This is a genomic window from Longimicrobium sp. (genome assembly GCF_036399255.1).
In the GTDB taxonomy this organism is placed as follows: domain Bacteria; phylum Gemmatimonadota; class Gemmatimonadetes; order Longimicrobiales; family Longimicrobiaceae; genus Longimicrobium.
Window position 1 is genome coordinate 62749 of record NZ_DASWNM010000099.1, and the last position, 15123, is coordinate 77871.

A 15123-nucleotide genomic window follows, 5' to 3' on the forward strand; every position below is an offset into this window, starting at 1 on the left:
ATCCCTGCGGTCGCATCCGCGACCGCAGGGCTTTGCTGAAGCTTCAAGGAGGTGCTCGACCTGAGCGGGGGTGCCGCCTGACATCGGCCGCAGGGGATGCGGGGCCGTCCATGTTTTCAGCCGGACGAAAGTCTTGCGCGCCGGCTCCGCACCCCCTGGCCCTTCTGTCGTCAGGCCGCGTCCACGGTTTTCGACATGACCGCACCAGCGATACCCTCGAGTACGCCACGCACCTACGAGGCACACGCGGAATCGACCGAGATCTTCGGCCGGGTCGCTGCCTCCGTCCGCACCCACCGGCTGACGGTGGATGGCCCGGTCCGCAACGGCGCGCCGGGCGAGGCGCCGACACCGGGCGAGCTGGTCCTCGTGGCTGTCGCCAGTTGCGGGGCAGAGGTGCTGCAGGTACTCGCCCGCGACGCCGGTGCGCCGCTCGACGCGGTCACCGTCACCGCGCGCGGAACCATCGACCTCGAGCAGCAGCCGCACCCGGGCGTCACGGTGTTCAGCAGCGTGGAGCTCGAGATCGTACTTCGCGGGCCGATCCCCGAGCAGGCGGCGGCGCTGGTCGCGGGGTTTCAGCGGCGCTGCCCCGTCTACGGTTCGCTCGCGGTGGCGAGTGGCCGAATGTCCGTGCACCACCACACCGAGCCCGGCACCGATCAGCCGGAGAGCTAGGCCGTACGGGGTGTCTGAAAGGAGGGAGAGTCTTGCCTGCGAAGGCGCTGATGGTAGATGTAGACGGCGTTCTGGTCGACGGGCGGCCAGAAGACGGGCGTCACTGGCAGGCGTCTCTTGAAGAGGATCTTGGATTCACTTCTGATGCACTCCATGAACACTTCTTTGCTCCTTGCTGGGAGAACATCGTCCTCGGTCGTGCCGGGTTGATGGAGCATCTGGCCACTGCACTTCAGAAGATCGCTCCACATGTAAGTCCGGCCCAGCTGGTTTCCTATTGGTTCCAGATGGATTCGCGGCTCGCCGCACCTCTCCTGGCGGAACTTTCGCTGGTTCGCGCCGCGGGAGTCCGTGTGTATCTGGCGACCAATCAGGAACACCTGAGAGCTGCCTGGCTCATGGAGAAACTGGGTCTGGCGGAACATGTGGATGGCATCTTTTACTCTGCGCGCCTTGGAGCCAAAAAGCCCGACATGGAATTCTTCGCCAGGGTCCAGGCGGCGGTCGGGCTGCGTGGCGAAGAGCTGCTGCTCATCGACGACAGCCGCCCGAACATCGAGGCTGCGCGAAAGGCGGGATGGCAGGCGCTCCATTGGACAAAGCACAGTTCGCCCGGCATCGTGCGCAGCCTGTGTACATGATCCGCCGCGCGTGGCGGCCTGACGAAGCGGAGCACGAGCGCGGGGAGTGCCTGGACGCACCACGGCAGAATGTCGAGTGGGCGCCCCGCGGCGGCGGGGCGGGGGCTGCAACGCTGCCTGACGTACGACTTCCGGCGCTCAGGCCAGGGATGCGTATGCCAGCTTCACCGCGTCCTCGCCGACGGATTCCGTGCCGGCGAGGCGAAGTGGCGGCCGGGGACCGGAGAAGTACGGCTTGCCACCCCCGAGGATGAACGGCCGGAAGTACAGGTGATACGCGTCGATCAGGCCGAGTGCGGTGAGACTGCCGGCCAGTTCGGGTCCGGCAACGTCGACAACACCGTCCAGCCTGGCTTTGAGCGCGCGCACGAACGCTCCGGCGTCGTCGCGGACCAGGGTGGCATTCGGCCCGGCGGATTCCAGCGTGTGCGACACGACCCACTTCGGCGTCGCGCGTCACGCTGCCGCGAAGTCCCGTGCGACGGCGTCCCAGTCCGGCTGGTCGTCGTCCCAGTAGCGCATCACCTCGTACATGCGCCGGCCGTAGATGATGCCCGCCGACGCACGGACAGCGTCGTTGAAATGGCGATGGAGCCGATCGCCGGGCGGCGGCAGCTGCGGGCCGCCGGCGGCATCGGAAACATAGCCGTCGAGCGACTGCATCATGCCGAAAACGAGCGTTCCCATGGGATCGCGCCTCCGTACCGCGGTGTGTGGATGGTCCCGGGAGCCCTGTCGCTACGGGACCGGGACGATCGTGAGCCGCCCGGTGAAGCGCGACCCGGCGAAGGCGGCCGCAAAACGCGCGACGCGCAGGGCCGCCCGCCCCGGATGTCCCCAGCTACTTCATCGACTCCACGTGCGCCACGAGCTGCTCGATGGCGATCTCGGTCCCCTGCCGCCATCCGCTCGTCCTGTTCTCCTCGAGGTCCGCTTCGTTCCGGTGCAGCGCCGTGAAGACGTAGCGGGTGCCCGTTCCCACGCTCTCCATCGTGATGATGGCGGTGATGGGAACGTCGTCGAAGACTGCCGGGCGATAGCCGGGGAACAGCATGGAGGTCCAGACAAGCCGCTCCATTGGAACGGCTTCCAGGACACACCCCAGGTTGGGAACCTCCTGGCCGCCCGCCGTCGTGATGTCGATGCTGAAGATGCCGCCCGGCCGCACGTCCATTTCGGCGCGCGCCACGCGCCCCCAGGCCCGGGGCATGTACCACTCCTTGAGATGCTCCGGTTTCGTCAACGCTTCCCAGACGAACCGCGCGGGGGCGTCGATGAACCGTTCGAAGACGATGTCGAGCTTCGGGTCGACGGTGTGATTGCTCATGCTTCCGATTCCCTTTCCTTGAGTTGTAGGACGTATTCGTCGAACCGGTCCAGTCGGGCTTCCCACAGCCGGCGACGCTCGGTCAGCCAGTCTTCAGCGACCTTGAACCGTTCGGGCGCGAGCTCGTACGTCCGCACGCGCCCGCGCTTCTGGGACCTGACCAGCCGGCTTTGCTCGAGCACCGAGAGGTGCTGCACGAACGACGGGAGCTGCATGTCGAACGGTGCCGCCAGCTCGCTGACGGTGGCGGGTCCGGCCGAGAGTCGCTCCAGGACTTTTCGCCGGGTCGGGTTGGACAAGGCGTGAAAGACCTCGTCGACGTCTGCGAATTGAACCATTTCCTAGGCCAGATGCTCGGGTGATCCGATCGGACAGGGGGATTCTACATCGGGTTGATACTTTTGTAAATGCCTAAGTATTGTGCTATCCTGGAAGTGTTGTCCGCGCTGACAGGGAATAAGGAATAGGGAATAGGGAATAGGGAATAGGTAATAGGGAATAGGTAATAGGGAATAGGGGACAGGGGACAGCCGGCAAAGGCGGGCAGGATGCCGCTGCTGCTGGTGGGGAACTCACAGGGAGACAACGGCATGCAAGACGTCGAAGCGTTCACGATCCGGGCGTGCGGGCCCGGCGAGGCGGGCCGCCTGGCCGCCACCGCGGCGCGCCTTTTCACGCAGGCCTACGGGCCCACGCACCCGGAGCCCGAGCTGGGCGCCTACCTTGCCCGCGCGTTCGCGCCCGTGCGGCTGGCCACCGAGCTGGCCCAGCCGGACCGGCGCGCGCTGGTCGTCGAGAGCGGCGGACGGTGGATCGGCTATGCCTGGCTGCGCGAGTCCGCGGAGGGGTGGCCGGGCAGCGTGCCGGGGCAGCGCCCGGTGGAGATCGTACGGTTCTACGTCGACGCCGGGTGGCACGGGCGTGGCGTCGCCGCGGCGCTGATGGCGGCGTGCGAGGGCGAGGCGCGCCAGCGGGGCGCCGACGCGCTCTGGCTGGCCGTGTGGCAGGAGGCGGCGCGCCCGCTCGCCTTCTACCGGCGCGCGGGATTCGAGGTCGTGGGCACGGCCACGTTCGCGTTCGGCGACCGGCTCGACGACGACTTCGTGATGGCGCGGCGGCTCGCCGCCGCCGCCGAGGCCGGGATCATGGAGTAGTCTCCGCGATCGCCGCGGCACCCTGTCCGCCGTGCGCCTCGCGGATGGCCTCGTGCAAAGGTGGCGATCCTCAGCTCGCTGCCGCGCGCAGGCGCGCGCCGTACCCCGCCGTGTCCACGTCTTCCATGCGGTAGCGAGCGCGGGCGCGAGCGCCTCGATCCCCGGCTCCCAGCTCGCGCGCAGCTCCACGTATTCGCGTGCGCCGGCCTCCGGGTCCGCGCGCGTGGGGATGCCGGCCTCGCGCAGCCGCAGCAGGGCCTGCTCATAGCACAGATCACGGCAGCCGCAGGAGATCCCTCCCGCGGCTGCCGTGTGTTTCACTCCTGGTCCGTCTCAGGCGGCGAGCCGCCGCACCACTTCTCGCGCGTTCTTCCGGTACACCGTCAGGCGCACCCGCTCGTTTTCCGGAGCCCTCACTGGCAGCTCATGGTGGGCCGGTACACCTGCATGGCGTTGGTGCCGGAATTTCCGCCCAGCGTGATCCCGCCGCCCGGCAGGAAGATCCGGCCGCCGATCACCGCGGTACCCTTGAGGCCGTGGACGGCGATGGGGAGATTCGGCAGCGTGGTCCAGCGGTCGGCGCGGGGATCGTAGCCATACGTGGTGGGCGTCAGGCCCAGCACGTGGGTCGGCTCGCCTTCGCCGCCAAAGACGAACATGCAGCCGGCATGGGCCGCGCCGGTGATGCCCCCTCGGGGCGCCGGAAGCGGCGCGCCCCGGGTCCAGGTGCGGGTCGCGGGATCGTAGATCTCGACCACGTCGGTGCGCTCGGCGCCGGCACCGGGGCCAAAGCGGCCGCCGGCCACGATGATCTTTCCGTTCAGCGCGACCATGGCCAGGTGGTTGCGCTGGGTGGGCAGGTCCGGAAGCTTTTCCCACGTGTCGGTCGCCGGGTCGTAGACCTCGAAGGCGTGGCCCGCGGGCGGGCGGCCGCCGGCCACGTAGATCTTGCCGTCGATCACCGCCTTGCCGCCACCGCTTCGCGCGGTCGGCATCGGCGCGCGCGCAACCCACCCGCCGCCGGCCGGATCGTGAAGCCAGGTGTTCGCCACGAAGACCTCCGGCCGTCCCGTGCTGGCGCCGTCGATCTCGCCGCCGATCATGTAGAGCTTGCCGCCGACGGCCGCGACGTGGGTGTGGTGGATGGGCTGGGGCAGGCGCGGGCCCAGCGACCAGCGGCTCGTGGCTGGATCGTAGACCTGGACCAGGTCGGAAGGGAGCCGCCCGGGCGGATAGCCGCCAAGCACCCAGACCTTGCCGCCGAATTCCGCGACCGCATGCTCGGAGCGAGGAAGGGGCATCGCGGCGCCCATGCTCCATCCATCGAACTCCCGCATGGCACCGACCGGAGGACCGGCGCTCACCCGGTCGTTCCAGGTCTCGCGAAGCTCGTTCGCCTCGACGGGGGTAGACCGATTGGGGGGCGGCCCGCCGCCCGGACCCGGCTGGGCCATTGCGGCCGTGGCGAGCAGCAGCGCCGCCGCGGTGCCCAGAAGGGGGAGGGCGGCAGGGCCGCGGGGAAGGGTGCGCCGGTGGGTCATCTCGATCTCCTCTCCAAACAGTTCCGAATTCATCATCCTTGCGCAGGACGTCAACGGTCGGACCGCACGTTCGGCAAGCGGCAGGCTGGGATCGCCTGGTGTGCGCCCGGGCCGTAAAGCGGATGGAAATTCAAAAAACGCCATTTGGTGCCTCAGGCCAAGATCGGCTCCAAAGACCGGGCGTGTCAAGGCCGCCGCGGCGTGGACGCGGGCGGGCGGGAGCCGCGGATCGGGGTGGGTGGATCGCCGCGCGGACGGGAGAACGCGAGCATCGTCCACCCGGGTTTCGCGTGGGGGCGACCCCACGCACATTCATCGGCGAGGTGCTGCTCATCACACGTCCTCGATGGATGCTCGGCATGCCGATCTTCACCTTCCATTTGGCGAAGACCACCATCGCGACCACGGCCACGGCCCTGCTTCGGCCGCCCGCCACGCGCCGTCTGCCGGGCCTGCGCCGGATGGAGTGCATGACGGTGATGGCGCTCGGGTCGCCGATCGTGTCATCCGCGCGATTCCAATCGCGAAACCTCGCCGTCTTCGCGTCATGGGACGACGAGCACGCAATCGACCGCTTCCTGGTCGATGATTCCCTGGGTCGCGCCCTTGCCGCTGGATGGCACGTACGGATGGAGTTCCTGCGCCGCTGGGGTCGCGTCTCCGGCTTCGACGACCTGCCCGCCAAGGCCGAAGACGAGGACGCGGCTGCGCCGGTCGTTGCCGTAACGCTGGCCCGGCTGAAACTGCCGGAGGTCCCTCGCTTCATCCAGTGGGGCAGGCCCGTCGAGGAGCTGGTGCGTGATCACCCCGCCACGATGCTGGCGCTTGCCGCGATGCGGCCTCCGCGTACCGTCAGCACGTTCTCCGTGTGGCGCTCGCTGCGGGAGATGACCGACATGGTGCGCGGCCGGGACTCCGTCCCGGGTGCCCATCGCCACGCCGCGGCAATGGTGGAGCGGAATCGCAGGGACTTTCACCACCAGTTTACGACCCTCCGATTCCGACCGCTCGCCGAACACGGGTCCTGGGGCGGTCGCACCGGCATCGTGCCGAGGTCCGGATGATCGTCACGAACAGCGCGGTCCCGGGCGCACGCCTGCCAGGACGGCACGACGTCGCCTGTGCCGCCTCCGCCGGGCCGCGCTCATCCACCCCGCTCGCACCCGACGACATCACCGCCTGGTGAGCGGCTGACAGGTACGACCGGCCCTCCGGGCACTGCGGGGGCCGGCTGCTGTTTCAAGGACTGCCTCCGCACCTCCGCACCTCCGCACCTCCGCACTTCCGCACTTCCGCACTTCCGCACTTCCGCACTTCCGCACTTCCTGCTGGCGGAAAACATTTGTTGCAGGCCCGTGGGCCGGGCGGTAAGATCAAGCACCGCACGCGTCCGCGAACTCGCACTTCAGGAATCCATGTCCGGCCAGCTCAACCAGGAGATCAAGAACAGCCGCCCGTTCGCCTCGCTGGAGGTGGAGGCAGCGCTGAACATCCAGTGCACGGGCGACTTTCTGGAAAAGTGGACGGACTCGGTGCTGGAGCCGGCGGGGCTGCGCGCGGACCAGTACAACGTGCTGCGCATCCTTCGCGGCGCGGGGGCGGAGGGGCATCCTTCGTCCGAGGTGCGCAAGCGGATGGTCCAGGACACGGACCGGCTTCCCGGGCTGGTGCACACGCTGCGCGCGCGCGGCCTCATCGAAGGCACGCTGCGCCTCACCATCACCGACGCCGGGCGCACGCTGCTGGCTTCCGTGGACGACACGCTGGACAACGCCATCCGCGAGCGGCTGGGCCGCATCGACGCCGCCAAGCTGCGCATGGTGGTGGAGGTGATGGAGCGCCTGCGGTCGGACAGCTGAGGCGATCGATCACCCTTCCGGAGAAAACCGGCCCCGCGTACACTCCCGCGGGGCCGGTTTCCCGTAGCCGGCGGAACGAGAGCCGTCCCGCCCTCCCGTACTTTCGTACGCCCGTACATCCCGTTACACTGTGCGGGCCGGTGCTTGCCGGAATCCACAGATCACTTCCCCGCCCGGAGGTCCCGTGCGTCCCAGGCATCTCCCCGCAGTGGTGCTTTTTGCTCTCGTTTCGCTGGCCGCGTGCGGCGGCGGAGGCCGCTCCGGCGGTGGGCCCGCGCCCAGCGGCGTGGGCGCCGCGATGGCCCCGGCCTCGGCCGTGGAGCAGTTCATGGGCTTTGCGGCCCAGCAGCGGTACGTAGAGATGGGCTACGTCTTCGGCACCGTGCGCGGCCCGCTGGCCGAGCAGCAGGAGCCGCAGCGCGTGAGCCGGCGGATGCAGGCCATCGCCAGCGTGCTGCGGCACGACACCTACTCCATGACCGGCGTGGTCCCCGTCGCCGGCCGTGCCGAGGCGCGGCAGGTGACCGTGCAGCTTCGCCAGGGCCAGCGCACCTTCTCGGTGCCCTTTACCGTGGTCCAGGGCCCCGGCGGCCGCTGGCTGGTGGAGGTGGTGGACGTGGAAGCGGCCATGCAGGCGGGCCGGAGAAGCTGAACTACAGGGAATAGGGAACAGGGAATAGGGAATAGCGGGCAACGGCAACGGCTCCACGCGGGCGCCGTTCATCCCTTGCAGGCATTCCCTATTCCCTATTCCCTATTCCCTATTCCCTATTCCCTCTTCAGTGTCCCTCCTCCAGCAGCTCCACCAGCACACCCTCGGTAGACTTGGGATGCACGAAGGCCACCAGGTGGCCGGCGGCGCCGGGGCGGGGGGCCTCGTCGATCAGGCGGCGGCCCTCGGCGCGGTAGCGGTCCAGCTCCGCGGCCACGCTGGGCACCCGGTAGCACAGATGGTGCATCCCCGGGCCCCGCTTGGCGAGGTACTTTGCCACGGCGGAGTCGTCGCGGGTGGGGGCCAGCAGCTCCAGGCGGCCGGCGCCGGTGCCCAGGAACACCACCTCCACCCCCTGCGACTCCACCCGCTCGCGGCCGTACCCCTTGTGCCCCGTGATAGATTCGAACACGGGGAGCGAGTCGTCCAGCGAGTGCACCGCGATTCCCACGTGGTCCAGCGCGTGCTCGGTCATCGGGCTCCGTAACGATCGGTTTGAGGTTTGCGTGGTACTAACCGGATCAGCCGCGACAGCATAGCCCGGAGCGCCGGGCGCGGCTACCGCACAGGGCCCGGCGGCGGGCCCTTACAACGGGGAAGGAATCCAGCAATGGCGGACAGCAACAACATCAAGGTGGTCACCGACGCCGACTTCCAGTCGGTGATCGCGGACAACAACGGCCTGTCGATGGTCGACTTCTGGGCGTCGTGGTGCGGCCCCTGCCGCATGATCGCGCCCTTCGTGGAGCAGCTGGCCGACGAGTACGCCGGCCAGGTGACCGTGGCCAAGCTGGACGTGGACGCCAACCAGCGCACCGCGGCCCAGTTCGGCGTGCGCTCCATCCCCACCGTGCTGTTCTTCAAGAACGGCCAGGTGGTGGACCAGGTGGTGGGCGCCGTTCCCAAGCCCGCGCTGGACCGCAAGATCCAGGAGCACCTGGCCTGAGAGGGGACAGGGGACAGGTTACAGTGGGCCTTTGCAGGCTGTAACCTGTCCCTGTAACCTGTCCCCTCTCCCCCGCAAAGTGCGTCGCCCGCCGCGCAATGCGAGGCTGCGCGCAGGTGTCCGTTTCGTATCCCGAGTCCCCGCAACCCCTTGCGCCGCGGCACGGATCGTGACCCCAACGGCGCTGGGTCACCGCCGCCGCCCGCCACGCCCCAGCCCATGATCTACCGCTTTCCCAGCGACGCCGCGTACCTCCCGCGCACCAAGCTTTCGTACGCCAACCTTCCCGGAATTCTCAGCGACGGCAAGCGCGACCGGCAGGCCCGTGTGCCCGGCTTCGTGGCCGTGCAGCTGGGCGAGCGCTGCTTTCTGATCTTTCTCAAGGGCGGCGAGCCCTTCTACGCGGCCCGCATCACCCCCCAGGGGCGCGGGCCGGCGGCGCTTTCGGAGGTGCTGCGCCTGGCGGGGACCGAAAGCGAGCGCGGCGAGGGCGGGCAGATCGGCTACTTCGGCGCGCCCGAGGCGCAGCTGCGCGCCATGCTCTCCACCCTCGTCCACGAGCCGCTCCCCCTGACGGGCGAGCTGGACGCGGGGCGGCCCGAGCGGCTCTTTCCGCTGCTTCGCGAGCAGGGCTTTACGGGGGTGATGGAGCTGAACGACGGGGGCAAGCACCACTACCTGCACTTCGAGGCCGGCACCTTTCGCGGCGGCTGGTTCGCCGAGCGCAGCGACGCCGTTCCCGTCCCCGAGTTCCTGCGCACCCTGTTCGTGGCCGACGCGGTGCTGGGGGCGGCGCTGTATCCCGCGCTGGACGCGCTGCCGGTGCAGGCGGGGCCGGGGTTCGTCGACCTGTACCGGCGGATGATCGGCGGCACGCTTCGCGAACTGGCCATCGCCACCGGGCGCGAGACGGCGCTGGAGATCGTGCAGCGGGGGCAGGGGCTGGCGGCGCTGGAGCATCCCGTGGTCGCCGCGTTCGACATCACCCCCGAGGGGCGCGTGGCGGGCGATCCCGTGGCATCGCCCGACGCGCTGACGGACGGGGTGGCGCGGTGGGTTACCGAGGTGCTGATCGCCGCGGCCGACCACCACGGCGTGGACCCCGCGGCGGTGGTGGAAAAGGTGGCGCGCGACAGCCGGTTCGTGCTGCAGGAGCAGGGCTTCTTTGCCCGGCTTCCCTGGGCGGTGGCGCTGTAGCCGTGGCGTCTCTCTACGTGGTCAGCACGCCCATCGGCAACCTGGGAGACATCTCGCGCCGCGCGGTCGAGGTGCTGGGCGCCTGCGACGTGGTGCTGGCCGAGGACACCCGCCGCACCGGCGTGCTGCTGAAGCACGTGGGCGTGCACGCGCGGCTCATCTCCGCCCACGAGCACAACCAGGCCTCGCGCTCCACCCTCGTCGTCGAGATCCTGCGCGAGGGGCGCGACGTGGCGATGGTGACCGACGCGGGAACGCCGCTCCTCTCCGACCCCGGCGCCCGCATCGTCCGCGAGGTGGTGGCGGCGGGATTCGACGTGGTGCCCATCCCCGGCGCGTCGGCGCTGCTGGCGGCGCTGGTGGCGTCGGGGATCGACGCGGGCACCTTTACCTTCCTGGGCTTTCCGCCGCGCAAGGGCGGCTCGCGCACCGAGATGATGGAGGAGATCGCCGGCTCGCCGCGCGCCGTGGTCCTCTACGAATCTCCCAACCGCGTGGGCAAGCTGCTGGCGGACCTGGCCGAGGCGGCGGGGGGCGAGCGGCGGGTGTGTGTGGCGCGCGAGCTCACCAAGCTGCACGAGGAGTTCTGGCGCGGCACCCTGGCCGAGGGCGCGGAGCGGTACGCCGCCGCCGAGGTGCTGGGCGAGGTGGTGGTCGTGGTGGAGGCGCGGCAGAAGGACGTCGAGCGCGAGGAAGAGGTGGACGCGCTGGCGGCGCACTCCATCGCGCAGGCGCTGCTGCGGCAGGGCGAGTCCGCCAGCGCGGTGGCCAAGGAGCTTCGCCGGCGGCTGGGGATCTCGCGCAACGACGCCTACCGCATCGCGCAGGAAGCCGTGGACGCGGAGCCGGCGTAGTTCGTCTTCCCTGGTCATGCCCAGCGCGGATCCGATTCCGTGGTCGCCGAGTTGCGGACGCGCAGGTGCCTGGGACGCCGCATAGAGCCGGGCCGCCGAGTCCGCGCAGGCGGACTTTGCGATTTTCCAGCGGCGAATTCATTCGCTCCAGCGGGCGGACGGCACGTTGCCGGATGGGAATGGCAGCGGGCATGATTCGGCGCCGGGACAGCACGAGGTCCGCCCGCGCGGACTCGGCGATCCGTGCGCCGGCATTCCGAACTGTACGATCTGGCCAAACTGTTATGCCGAGGGAGGTGCTGCTCCATACTCTCCTGAATCCCGGGAGTGTGGCAGCTACCGAAGGATCTCCATGCGGGGCGGCAGGATCCCAGAATCACCATGTTTTCCGAATGGGCACCAGATCCGAAAAGGGCATGACCCGCGTGGATCGATGCTGATCGGCGGCTGACGATGCGCCCCATCCGATCCGCATCCTCGTTCCCCTTCCGGTGACGCTCCCCATGGAGGTGCCGCTGGAGACGCCCGACATCATCCCCGTTCCCGCCCTGGTGGAGCGCGCGCCCGCCCGCGACCGGGTGGATGCGCTGAACGCGCGCGCCTGGGAGCTGCGCTCGGTGGACGCACCCCGTACGGCGGAGCTGGCGGGCGAGGCGCTGCGGCTGGCGGAGGCGGAGGGGTACGCCGCCGGGCAGGCGCTGGCGCTGCGGGCGCTGGGGACGCACGCGTACCACACCGGGGCGGACTACGACGCGGCGATGGAGCGCTTTCGCCGCGCGCTGGCGCTGCTGGACGGGGCGGGGGAGGACGGGGGGCGCGCGGACGTGCTGAACGGCGTCGGCAACGTGCACTGGCGCCGCGGCGACTATCCCGAGGCCATGCGCATGCACCTTCGCGCGCTCGAGCTGCAGCGCGCGCAGGCGGACCGCGCGGGCGAGGGATACTCGCTCAACGCGCTGGGCAACGTCTCCTATCACCTGGGCGACTACGGGCAGGCGCTGGACTACTACCAGGCCAGCCTCAAGCTGCGCGAAGAGATGGGCGACCGGGTGGGCGTGGCCTACTGCCTGAACAACGTGGGCAACATCCACGGGCAGATGGGCGAAAGCCAGCTGGCGCTCGACTACATGCTGCAGGCGCTGGCCATCAAGGAGGGCGCGGACCCGCAGGCCGCCGGCATCTCCATGCTCAATGTGGGCAGCGCCTACGCCGACCTGGGCGACGACGAGCGGGCGCTGGAGTACACCCTGCGCGCCGCCGTGCGCCTGCGCGAAACCGGCGGCCGCGACGCCGAGGCCACCTGCCTGCGCGACATCGGCCGCATCCACGAGCGCCGCGGCGACCTGGCGGGCGCGCTGGAGTGCTACCGCGACAGCCTGCGGATTACCCGCGAGCTGGGCGCGCGCGTGTTCGAGGCCGAGACGCTGGTGCGCCTGGGTGCGCTGCGGGTGCGGATGGGCGAGGTGGCCGACGGGCTGGCCGACCTGCACCTGGGGCTCGAGATCGTCTCGCAGCTGGGCGCGCGGCCGCAGGTGTACGCCGCGCACGAGGCCCTGTACGAGGTGTACCTGGCGCGCGGCGAGCTGGAGCCGGCGCTGCGCCACTTTCGCGCCTACCACGACGCCTGGCGCGACGTGTTCAACGCCGAGACCAACGCGCGCATCAAGAGCGTGCTGGTGCGCGCCGAGGTGCAGCAGGCGCAGCGCGAAGCCGAGATCCTGCGCCAGAAGAACGACGAGCTGACCGCCGCGTACGACCGCCTGCGCCAGGCGGACGAGGAAAAGGCGCGGCTGGTGGCGCGGCTGCGCGAGCAGGCGGTGGAGCTGGAGCGGCAGACGCGCGAGGACGCGCTGACCGGCGTCAGCAACCGGCGCCACCTGGACGCGCTGCTGGCCGTGGAGTGGGAGCGCGCCCTGCGCTTTGGGCGCGCGCTCACGGTGGCCATGCTTGACCTGGACCAGTTCAAGGCCGTCAACGACCGCTTTTCGCACGCCGTGGGCGACGAGGTGCTGCGCACGGTCGCCCGCATCCTGCGCGAGAACACGCGCGGCGTGGACGTGGTGGCCCGCTACGGCGGCGAGGAGTTCTGCGTGATCCTGGTGGAGACGCGGCTGGACGAGGGCGCCCGCCTGTGCGACCGTCTGCGGGTCCTGATCCAGGCGTACGACTGGTCCGAGCTGCGCCCCGGCCTTGCCGTCACCCTCAGCGCCGGCGTCGCCGGGCTGCACGAGGCGGAGGCGCCCGACGCCCTGCTGGCCGCCGCGGACCTGCGCCTGTACGCCGCCAAGCACGCCGGCCGCAACCGCGTCTGTGCGGCGTGAGCAGGGTCCGGCCGCGCGTCTGGATGCGGACGCGAGGCCGGGTATTTTGTGGCTTTCGTTGGGTGTGATCGCTGGTTCTTGAGCAAGCGCAGGTCTTCAATGCTGGTAGATCCGAACGAGTCCGGCGTTCTCTCCGACAGCCTGCCGCCCGCTCCGGAGGCGAACTCGCGTGCGCGGGTAGATGCCCTTGCGGACGAAGCGTGGTCCATCCGCCTTACCGATCGCGAGCGCGCCAACTCTCTTGCCTGTCAAGCACTGGAGCTGGCGGAGGTGGAGGGATATGGCGTCGGCATTGCGCTGGCCCTACGAACGCTGGGGGTTCAGCGCAACTATTTCGTTTCCGACTATGAGGGTGCGCTGATTCTTTTGCAGCGTGCCCTTTCATTGTTGGATGCGGAGGGGGAGACGCGCGGCCGTGGAGACGTGCTCAGCGGGATTGGATACGTCCACCTGCGTCGCGGGGAGTATGCGCAGGCCACGCACCTTCACCTGCAGGCGCTGCAGATCCAGCGTGCCACTGGTGACGTGGTGGGCGAGGCCAACTCGCTGAACCACCTGGGGGTGGTTGCCAGTCGCGCGGGTGAGCACGGTGCTGCACTGGAGTATTACCAAGCCAGTCTCACGATCCGCGAACTGCATGGGGACCGTGCAGCCGTAGGGCACTCCCTGATGAACATCGGCGCTACGTACGGCCATCTGGGTGAGATGGAGCGGTTGCTCGAGTATTCGACGCGTGCGCTTCAGATTCATGAGCACTCCGACCTTCCGGCTGCCGGGGTCTGTCTGAACAACATCGGCACTGCGTTCCTGGCGCTCGGGGAGTACAACCTCGCATTGGAGTACCTGGAACAGGCAGCAGCGGGGTTCCGAGCCATCGGGCATGTAGACGAGGCGAGTTGCCTCTGCGAGGTCGGCTGCGTCCACCAAGCACGGGGTGATGACGCTGCCGCACTCTCTTGCTTTCTGCAAGGTTTAAACTTGATGCGCCGCCTGGGTTCGCGGGTCTATGAGCCAGAGATCCTGATGCGTCTTGGGCATCTTGAGGAACGGCTCGGGGACGCAGCCGGATTAGCACATCTGCATGAGGCGCTGGGCCTTGCAGAGGCCCAAGGCGCTCGTGAATACGTCTATGCCGCACACGAGGCGCTGGCGGAGGCGTACGAGCGGAACGGCGACACCGCTCGCGCGCTGCTGCACCACCGGGCCTTCCACAAGGTGTGGCGGGAGGTCTTCAGCACCGAAACCAACCGCCGCATCCAGAACGTGCGCGTGCGGGCGGAGGTGCAACAGACGCAGCGCGAGGCCGAGATCCTTCGCGAGAAGAACGAGGCGCTCACGCGCGCGGACGAGGAAAAGGCGCGGCTCCTGGAACAGCTCCGCACACAGGCCGCGGAGCTGGAGCGGCAGACGCGGGAGGACGGGCTGACCGGCGTGTTCAACCGCCGCCACCTGGACACGCTGCTGGCGGTGGAGTGGGAGCGCGCCCTGCGCTTTGGCCGGTCGCTCACGGTGGCCATGCTGGACGTGGATCACTTCAAGGCCGTCAACGACCGCTTCTCGCACGCCGCGGGCGACGAGGTGCTGCGCACGGTCGCCCGCATCCTGCGCGAGAACACACGCGGCGTGGATGTCGTCGCCCGCTACGGCGGCGAGGAGTTCTGCCTGATCTTGGTGGAGGCGGGGGTGGACGAAGGCGCCCGCCTCTGCGACCGGCTGCGCGCGCTGGTGCAGGCGCACGACTGGTCCGCCATCCGCACCGGGCTGGCGGTGACGGTCAGCATCGGCGTCGCCGGGCTGCACGAGGCGGAGGCCCCCGGCGCCCTGCTGGCCGCCGCGGACCTGCGCCTGTACGCCGCCAAGCACGCCGGCCGCAACCGCGTCTGCGCCGGCTGA

Annotated in this window: 15 protein-coding genes and 1 pseudogene; 11 read left to right on the forward strand and 5 right to left on the reverse strand. The window is 69.5% G+C overall.

Annotated elements, in window-relative coordinates; translation table 11 throughout:
- Positions 1-195 precede the first annotated feature (195 nt).
- Both VGC13_RS18235 and VGC13_RS18240 read left to right on the forward strand, forming a co-directional pair.
- Positions 196-678 (forward strand): OsmC family protein, encoded by a 483-nt coding sequence (locus tag VGC13_RS18235; RefSeq protein WP_331126716.1) that lies wholly within the window; start codon positions 196-198, stop codon positions 676-678.
- A 50-nt stretch (positions 679-728) separates the two neighbouring features.
- Positions 729-1319 carry an HAD-IA family hydrolase gene (locus VGC13_RS18240; RefSeq protein WP_349264242.1) on the forward strand — a complete coding sequence of 197 codons (591 nt, stop codon included), beginning with the start codon at positions 729-731 and terminating at the stop codon, positions 1317-1319.
- 138 nt (positions 1320-1457) lie between these two features.
- Here the strand turns inward: VGC13_RS18240 and VGC13_RS33495 are convergent.
- The 3 genes and pseudogenes from VGC13_RS33495 to VGC13_RS18260 all read right to left on the reverse strand — a co-directional run bounded on the left by VGC13_RS33495 (position 1458) and on the right by VGC13_RS18260 (position 2984).
- A pseudogene (locus tag VGC13_RS33495) lies at positions 1458-2006 on the reverse strand (dihydrofolate reductase family protein).
- Between the two features lie 154 nt (positions 2007-2160).
- The gene (locus tag VGC13_RS18255) at positions 2161-2646 is read right to left on the reverse strand and encodes an SRPBCC domain-containing protein (protein WP_331126720.1); all 486 of its coding nucleotides are present in this window, start codon (positions 2644-2646) and stop codon (positions 2161-2163) included.
- Positions 2643-2984 carry a metalloregulator ArsR/SmtB family transcription factor gene (locus VGC13_RS18260; RefSeq protein ID WP_331126721.1) on the reverse strand — a complete coding sequence of 114 codons (342 nt, stop codon included), beginning with the start codon at positions 2982-2984 and terminating at the stop codon, positions 2643-2645. The genes VGC13_RS18255 and VGC13_RS18260 overlap by 4 nt, the downstream gene beginning before the upstream one ends.
- A 252-nt stretch (positions 2985-3236) precedes the next feature.
- Between VGC13_RS18260 and VGC13_RS18265 the strand changes: the two genes are divergently transcribed.
- Complete coding sequence (locus VGC13_RS18265) at positions 3237-3800, forward strand: GNAT family N-acetyltransferase (protein WP_331126722.1); 564 nt, start codon at positions 3237-3239, stop codon at positions 3798-3800.
- Between the two features lie 413 nt (positions 3801-4213).
- On the opposite strand, the gene VGC13_RS18270 is transcribed toward VGC13_RS18265, so the two are convergent.
- Positions 4214-5341: a Kelch repeat-containing protein gene (locus tag VGC13_RS18270; protein WP_331126723.1), complete on the reverse strand. Its 1128-nt coding sequence runs from the start codon at positions 5339-5341 to the stop codon at positions 4214-4216.
- 359 nt (positions 5342-5700) lie between these two features.
- On the opposite strand from VGC13_RS18270, the gene VGC13_RS18275 reads away from it, so the two are divergent.
- From VGC13_RS18275 to VGC13_RS18285, 3 genes are all read left to right on the forward strand, one after another.
- Positions 5701-6405 (forward strand): hypothetical protein, encoded by a 705-nt coding sequence (locus tag VGC13_RS18275; protein WP_349264243.1) that lies wholly within the window; start codon positions 5701-5703, stop codon positions 6403-6405.
- Between the two features lie 351 nt (positions 6406-6756).
- Positions 6757-7200: a hypothetical protein gene (locus VGC13_RS18280; protein ID WP_331126725.1), complete on the forward strand. Its 444-nt coding sequence runs from the start codon at positions 6757-6759 to the stop codon at positions 7198-7200.
- 184 nt (positions 7201-7384) lie between these two features.
- On the forward strand, positions 7385-7852 hold the full coding sequence (locus VGC13_RS18285; RefSeq protein ID WP_331126726.1) for a hypothetical protein: 468 nt from the start codon (positions 7385-7387) through the stop codon (positions 7850-7852).
- A 127-nt stretch (positions 7853-7979) separates the two neighbouring features.
- On the opposite strand, the gene mce is transcribed toward VGC13_RS18285, so the two are convergent.
- Positions 7980-8387, reverse strand: coding sequence for a methylmalonyl-CoA epimerase (gene mce, locus VGC13_RS18290; RefSeq protein ID WP_331126727.1), 408 nt, complete (start codon positions 8385-8387; stop codon positions 7980-7982).
- Positions 8388-8522: 135 nt separating this feature from the next.
- Between mce and trxA the strand changes: the two genes are divergently transcribed.
- From trxA to VGC13_RS18315, 5 genes are all read left to right on the forward strand, one after another.
- Positions 8523-8858, forward strand: a complete 336-nt coding sequence (trxA, locus tag VGC13_RS18295) for a thioredoxin (protein WP_331126728.1) — start codon at positions 8523-8525, stop codon at positions 8856-8858.
- Positions 8859-9077: 219 nt separating this feature from the next.
- On the forward strand, positions 9078-10055 hold the full coding sequence (locus VGC13_RS18300) for a hypothetical protein (RefSeq protein ID WP_331126729.1): 978 nt from the start codon (positions 9078-9080) through the stop codon (positions 10053-10055).
- A 2-nt stretch (positions 10056-10057) separates the two neighbouring features.
- Positions 10058-10909: a 16S rRNA (cytidine(1402)-2'-O)-methyltransferase gene (gene rsmI, locus VGC13_RS18305; protein ID WP_331126730.1), complete on the forward strand. Its 852-nt coding sequence runs from the start codon at positions 10058-10060 to the stop codon at positions 10907-10909.
- Positions 10910-11400: 491 nt separating this feature from the next.
- Positions 11401-13230, forward strand: coding sequence for a diguanylate cyclase (locus VGC13_RS18310; RefSeq protein ID WP_331126731.1), 1830 nt, complete (start codon positions 11401-11403; stop codon positions 13228-13230).
- Between the two features lie 99 nt (positions 13231-13329).
- Entirely contained in the window at positions 13330-15123 is a 1794-nt protein-coding gene (locus tag VGC13_RS18315; RefSeq protein ID WP_331126732.1) for a diguanylate cyclase, read from the forward strand.

Bases quoted from the DNA above. Each gene is read 5' to 3' on its own strand.
- VGC13_RS18235 (WP_331126716.1), top strand. From the start codon at position 196: ATGACCGCACCAGCGATACCCTCGAGTACGCCACGCACCTACGAGGCA.
- VGC13_RS18240 (WP_349264242.1), top strand. From the start codon at position 729: ATGGTAGATGTAGACGGCGTTCTGGTCGACGGGCGGCCAGAAGACGGG.
- VGC13_RS18255 (WP_331126720.1), bottom strand. From the start codon at position 2,646: ATGAGCAATCACACCGTCGACCCGAAGCTCGACATCGTCTTCGAACGG.
- VGC13_RS18260 (WP_331126721.1), bottom strand. From the start codon at position 2,984: ATGGTTCAATTCGCAGACGTCGACGAGGTCTTTCACGCCTTGTCCAAC.
- VGC13_RS18265 (WP_331126722.1), top strand. From the start codon at position 3,237: ATGCAAGACGTCGAAGCGTTCACGATCCGGGCGTGCGGGCCCGGCGAG.
- VGC13_RS18270 (WP_331126723.1), bottom strand. From the start codon at position 5,341: ATGACCCACCGGCGCACCCTTCCCCGCGGCCCTGCCGCCCTCCCCCTT.
- VGC13_RS18275 (WP_349264243.1), top strand. From the start codon at position 5,701: ATGCCGATCTTCACCTTCCATTTGGCGAAGACCACCATCGCGACCACG.
- VGC13_RS18280 (WP_331126725.1), top strand. From the start codon at position 6,757: ATGTCCGGCCAGCTCAACCAGGAGATCAAGAACAGCCGCCCGTTCGCC.
- mce (WP_331126727.1), bottom strand. From the start codon at position 8,387: ATGACCGAGCACGCGCTGGACCACGTGGGAATCGCGGTGCACTCGCTG.
- trxA (WP_331126728.1), top strand. From the start codon at position 8,523: ATGGCGGACAGCAACAACATCAAGGTGGTCACCGACGCCGACTTCCAG.
- VGC13_RS18300 (WP_331126729.1), top strand. From the start codon at position 9,078: ATGATCTACCGCTTTCCCAGCGACGCCGCGTACCTCCCGCGCACCAAG.
- VGC13_RS18315 (WP_331126732.1), top strand. From the start codon at position 13,330: ATGCTGGTAGATCCGAACGAGTCCGGCGTTCTCTCCGACAGCCTGCCG.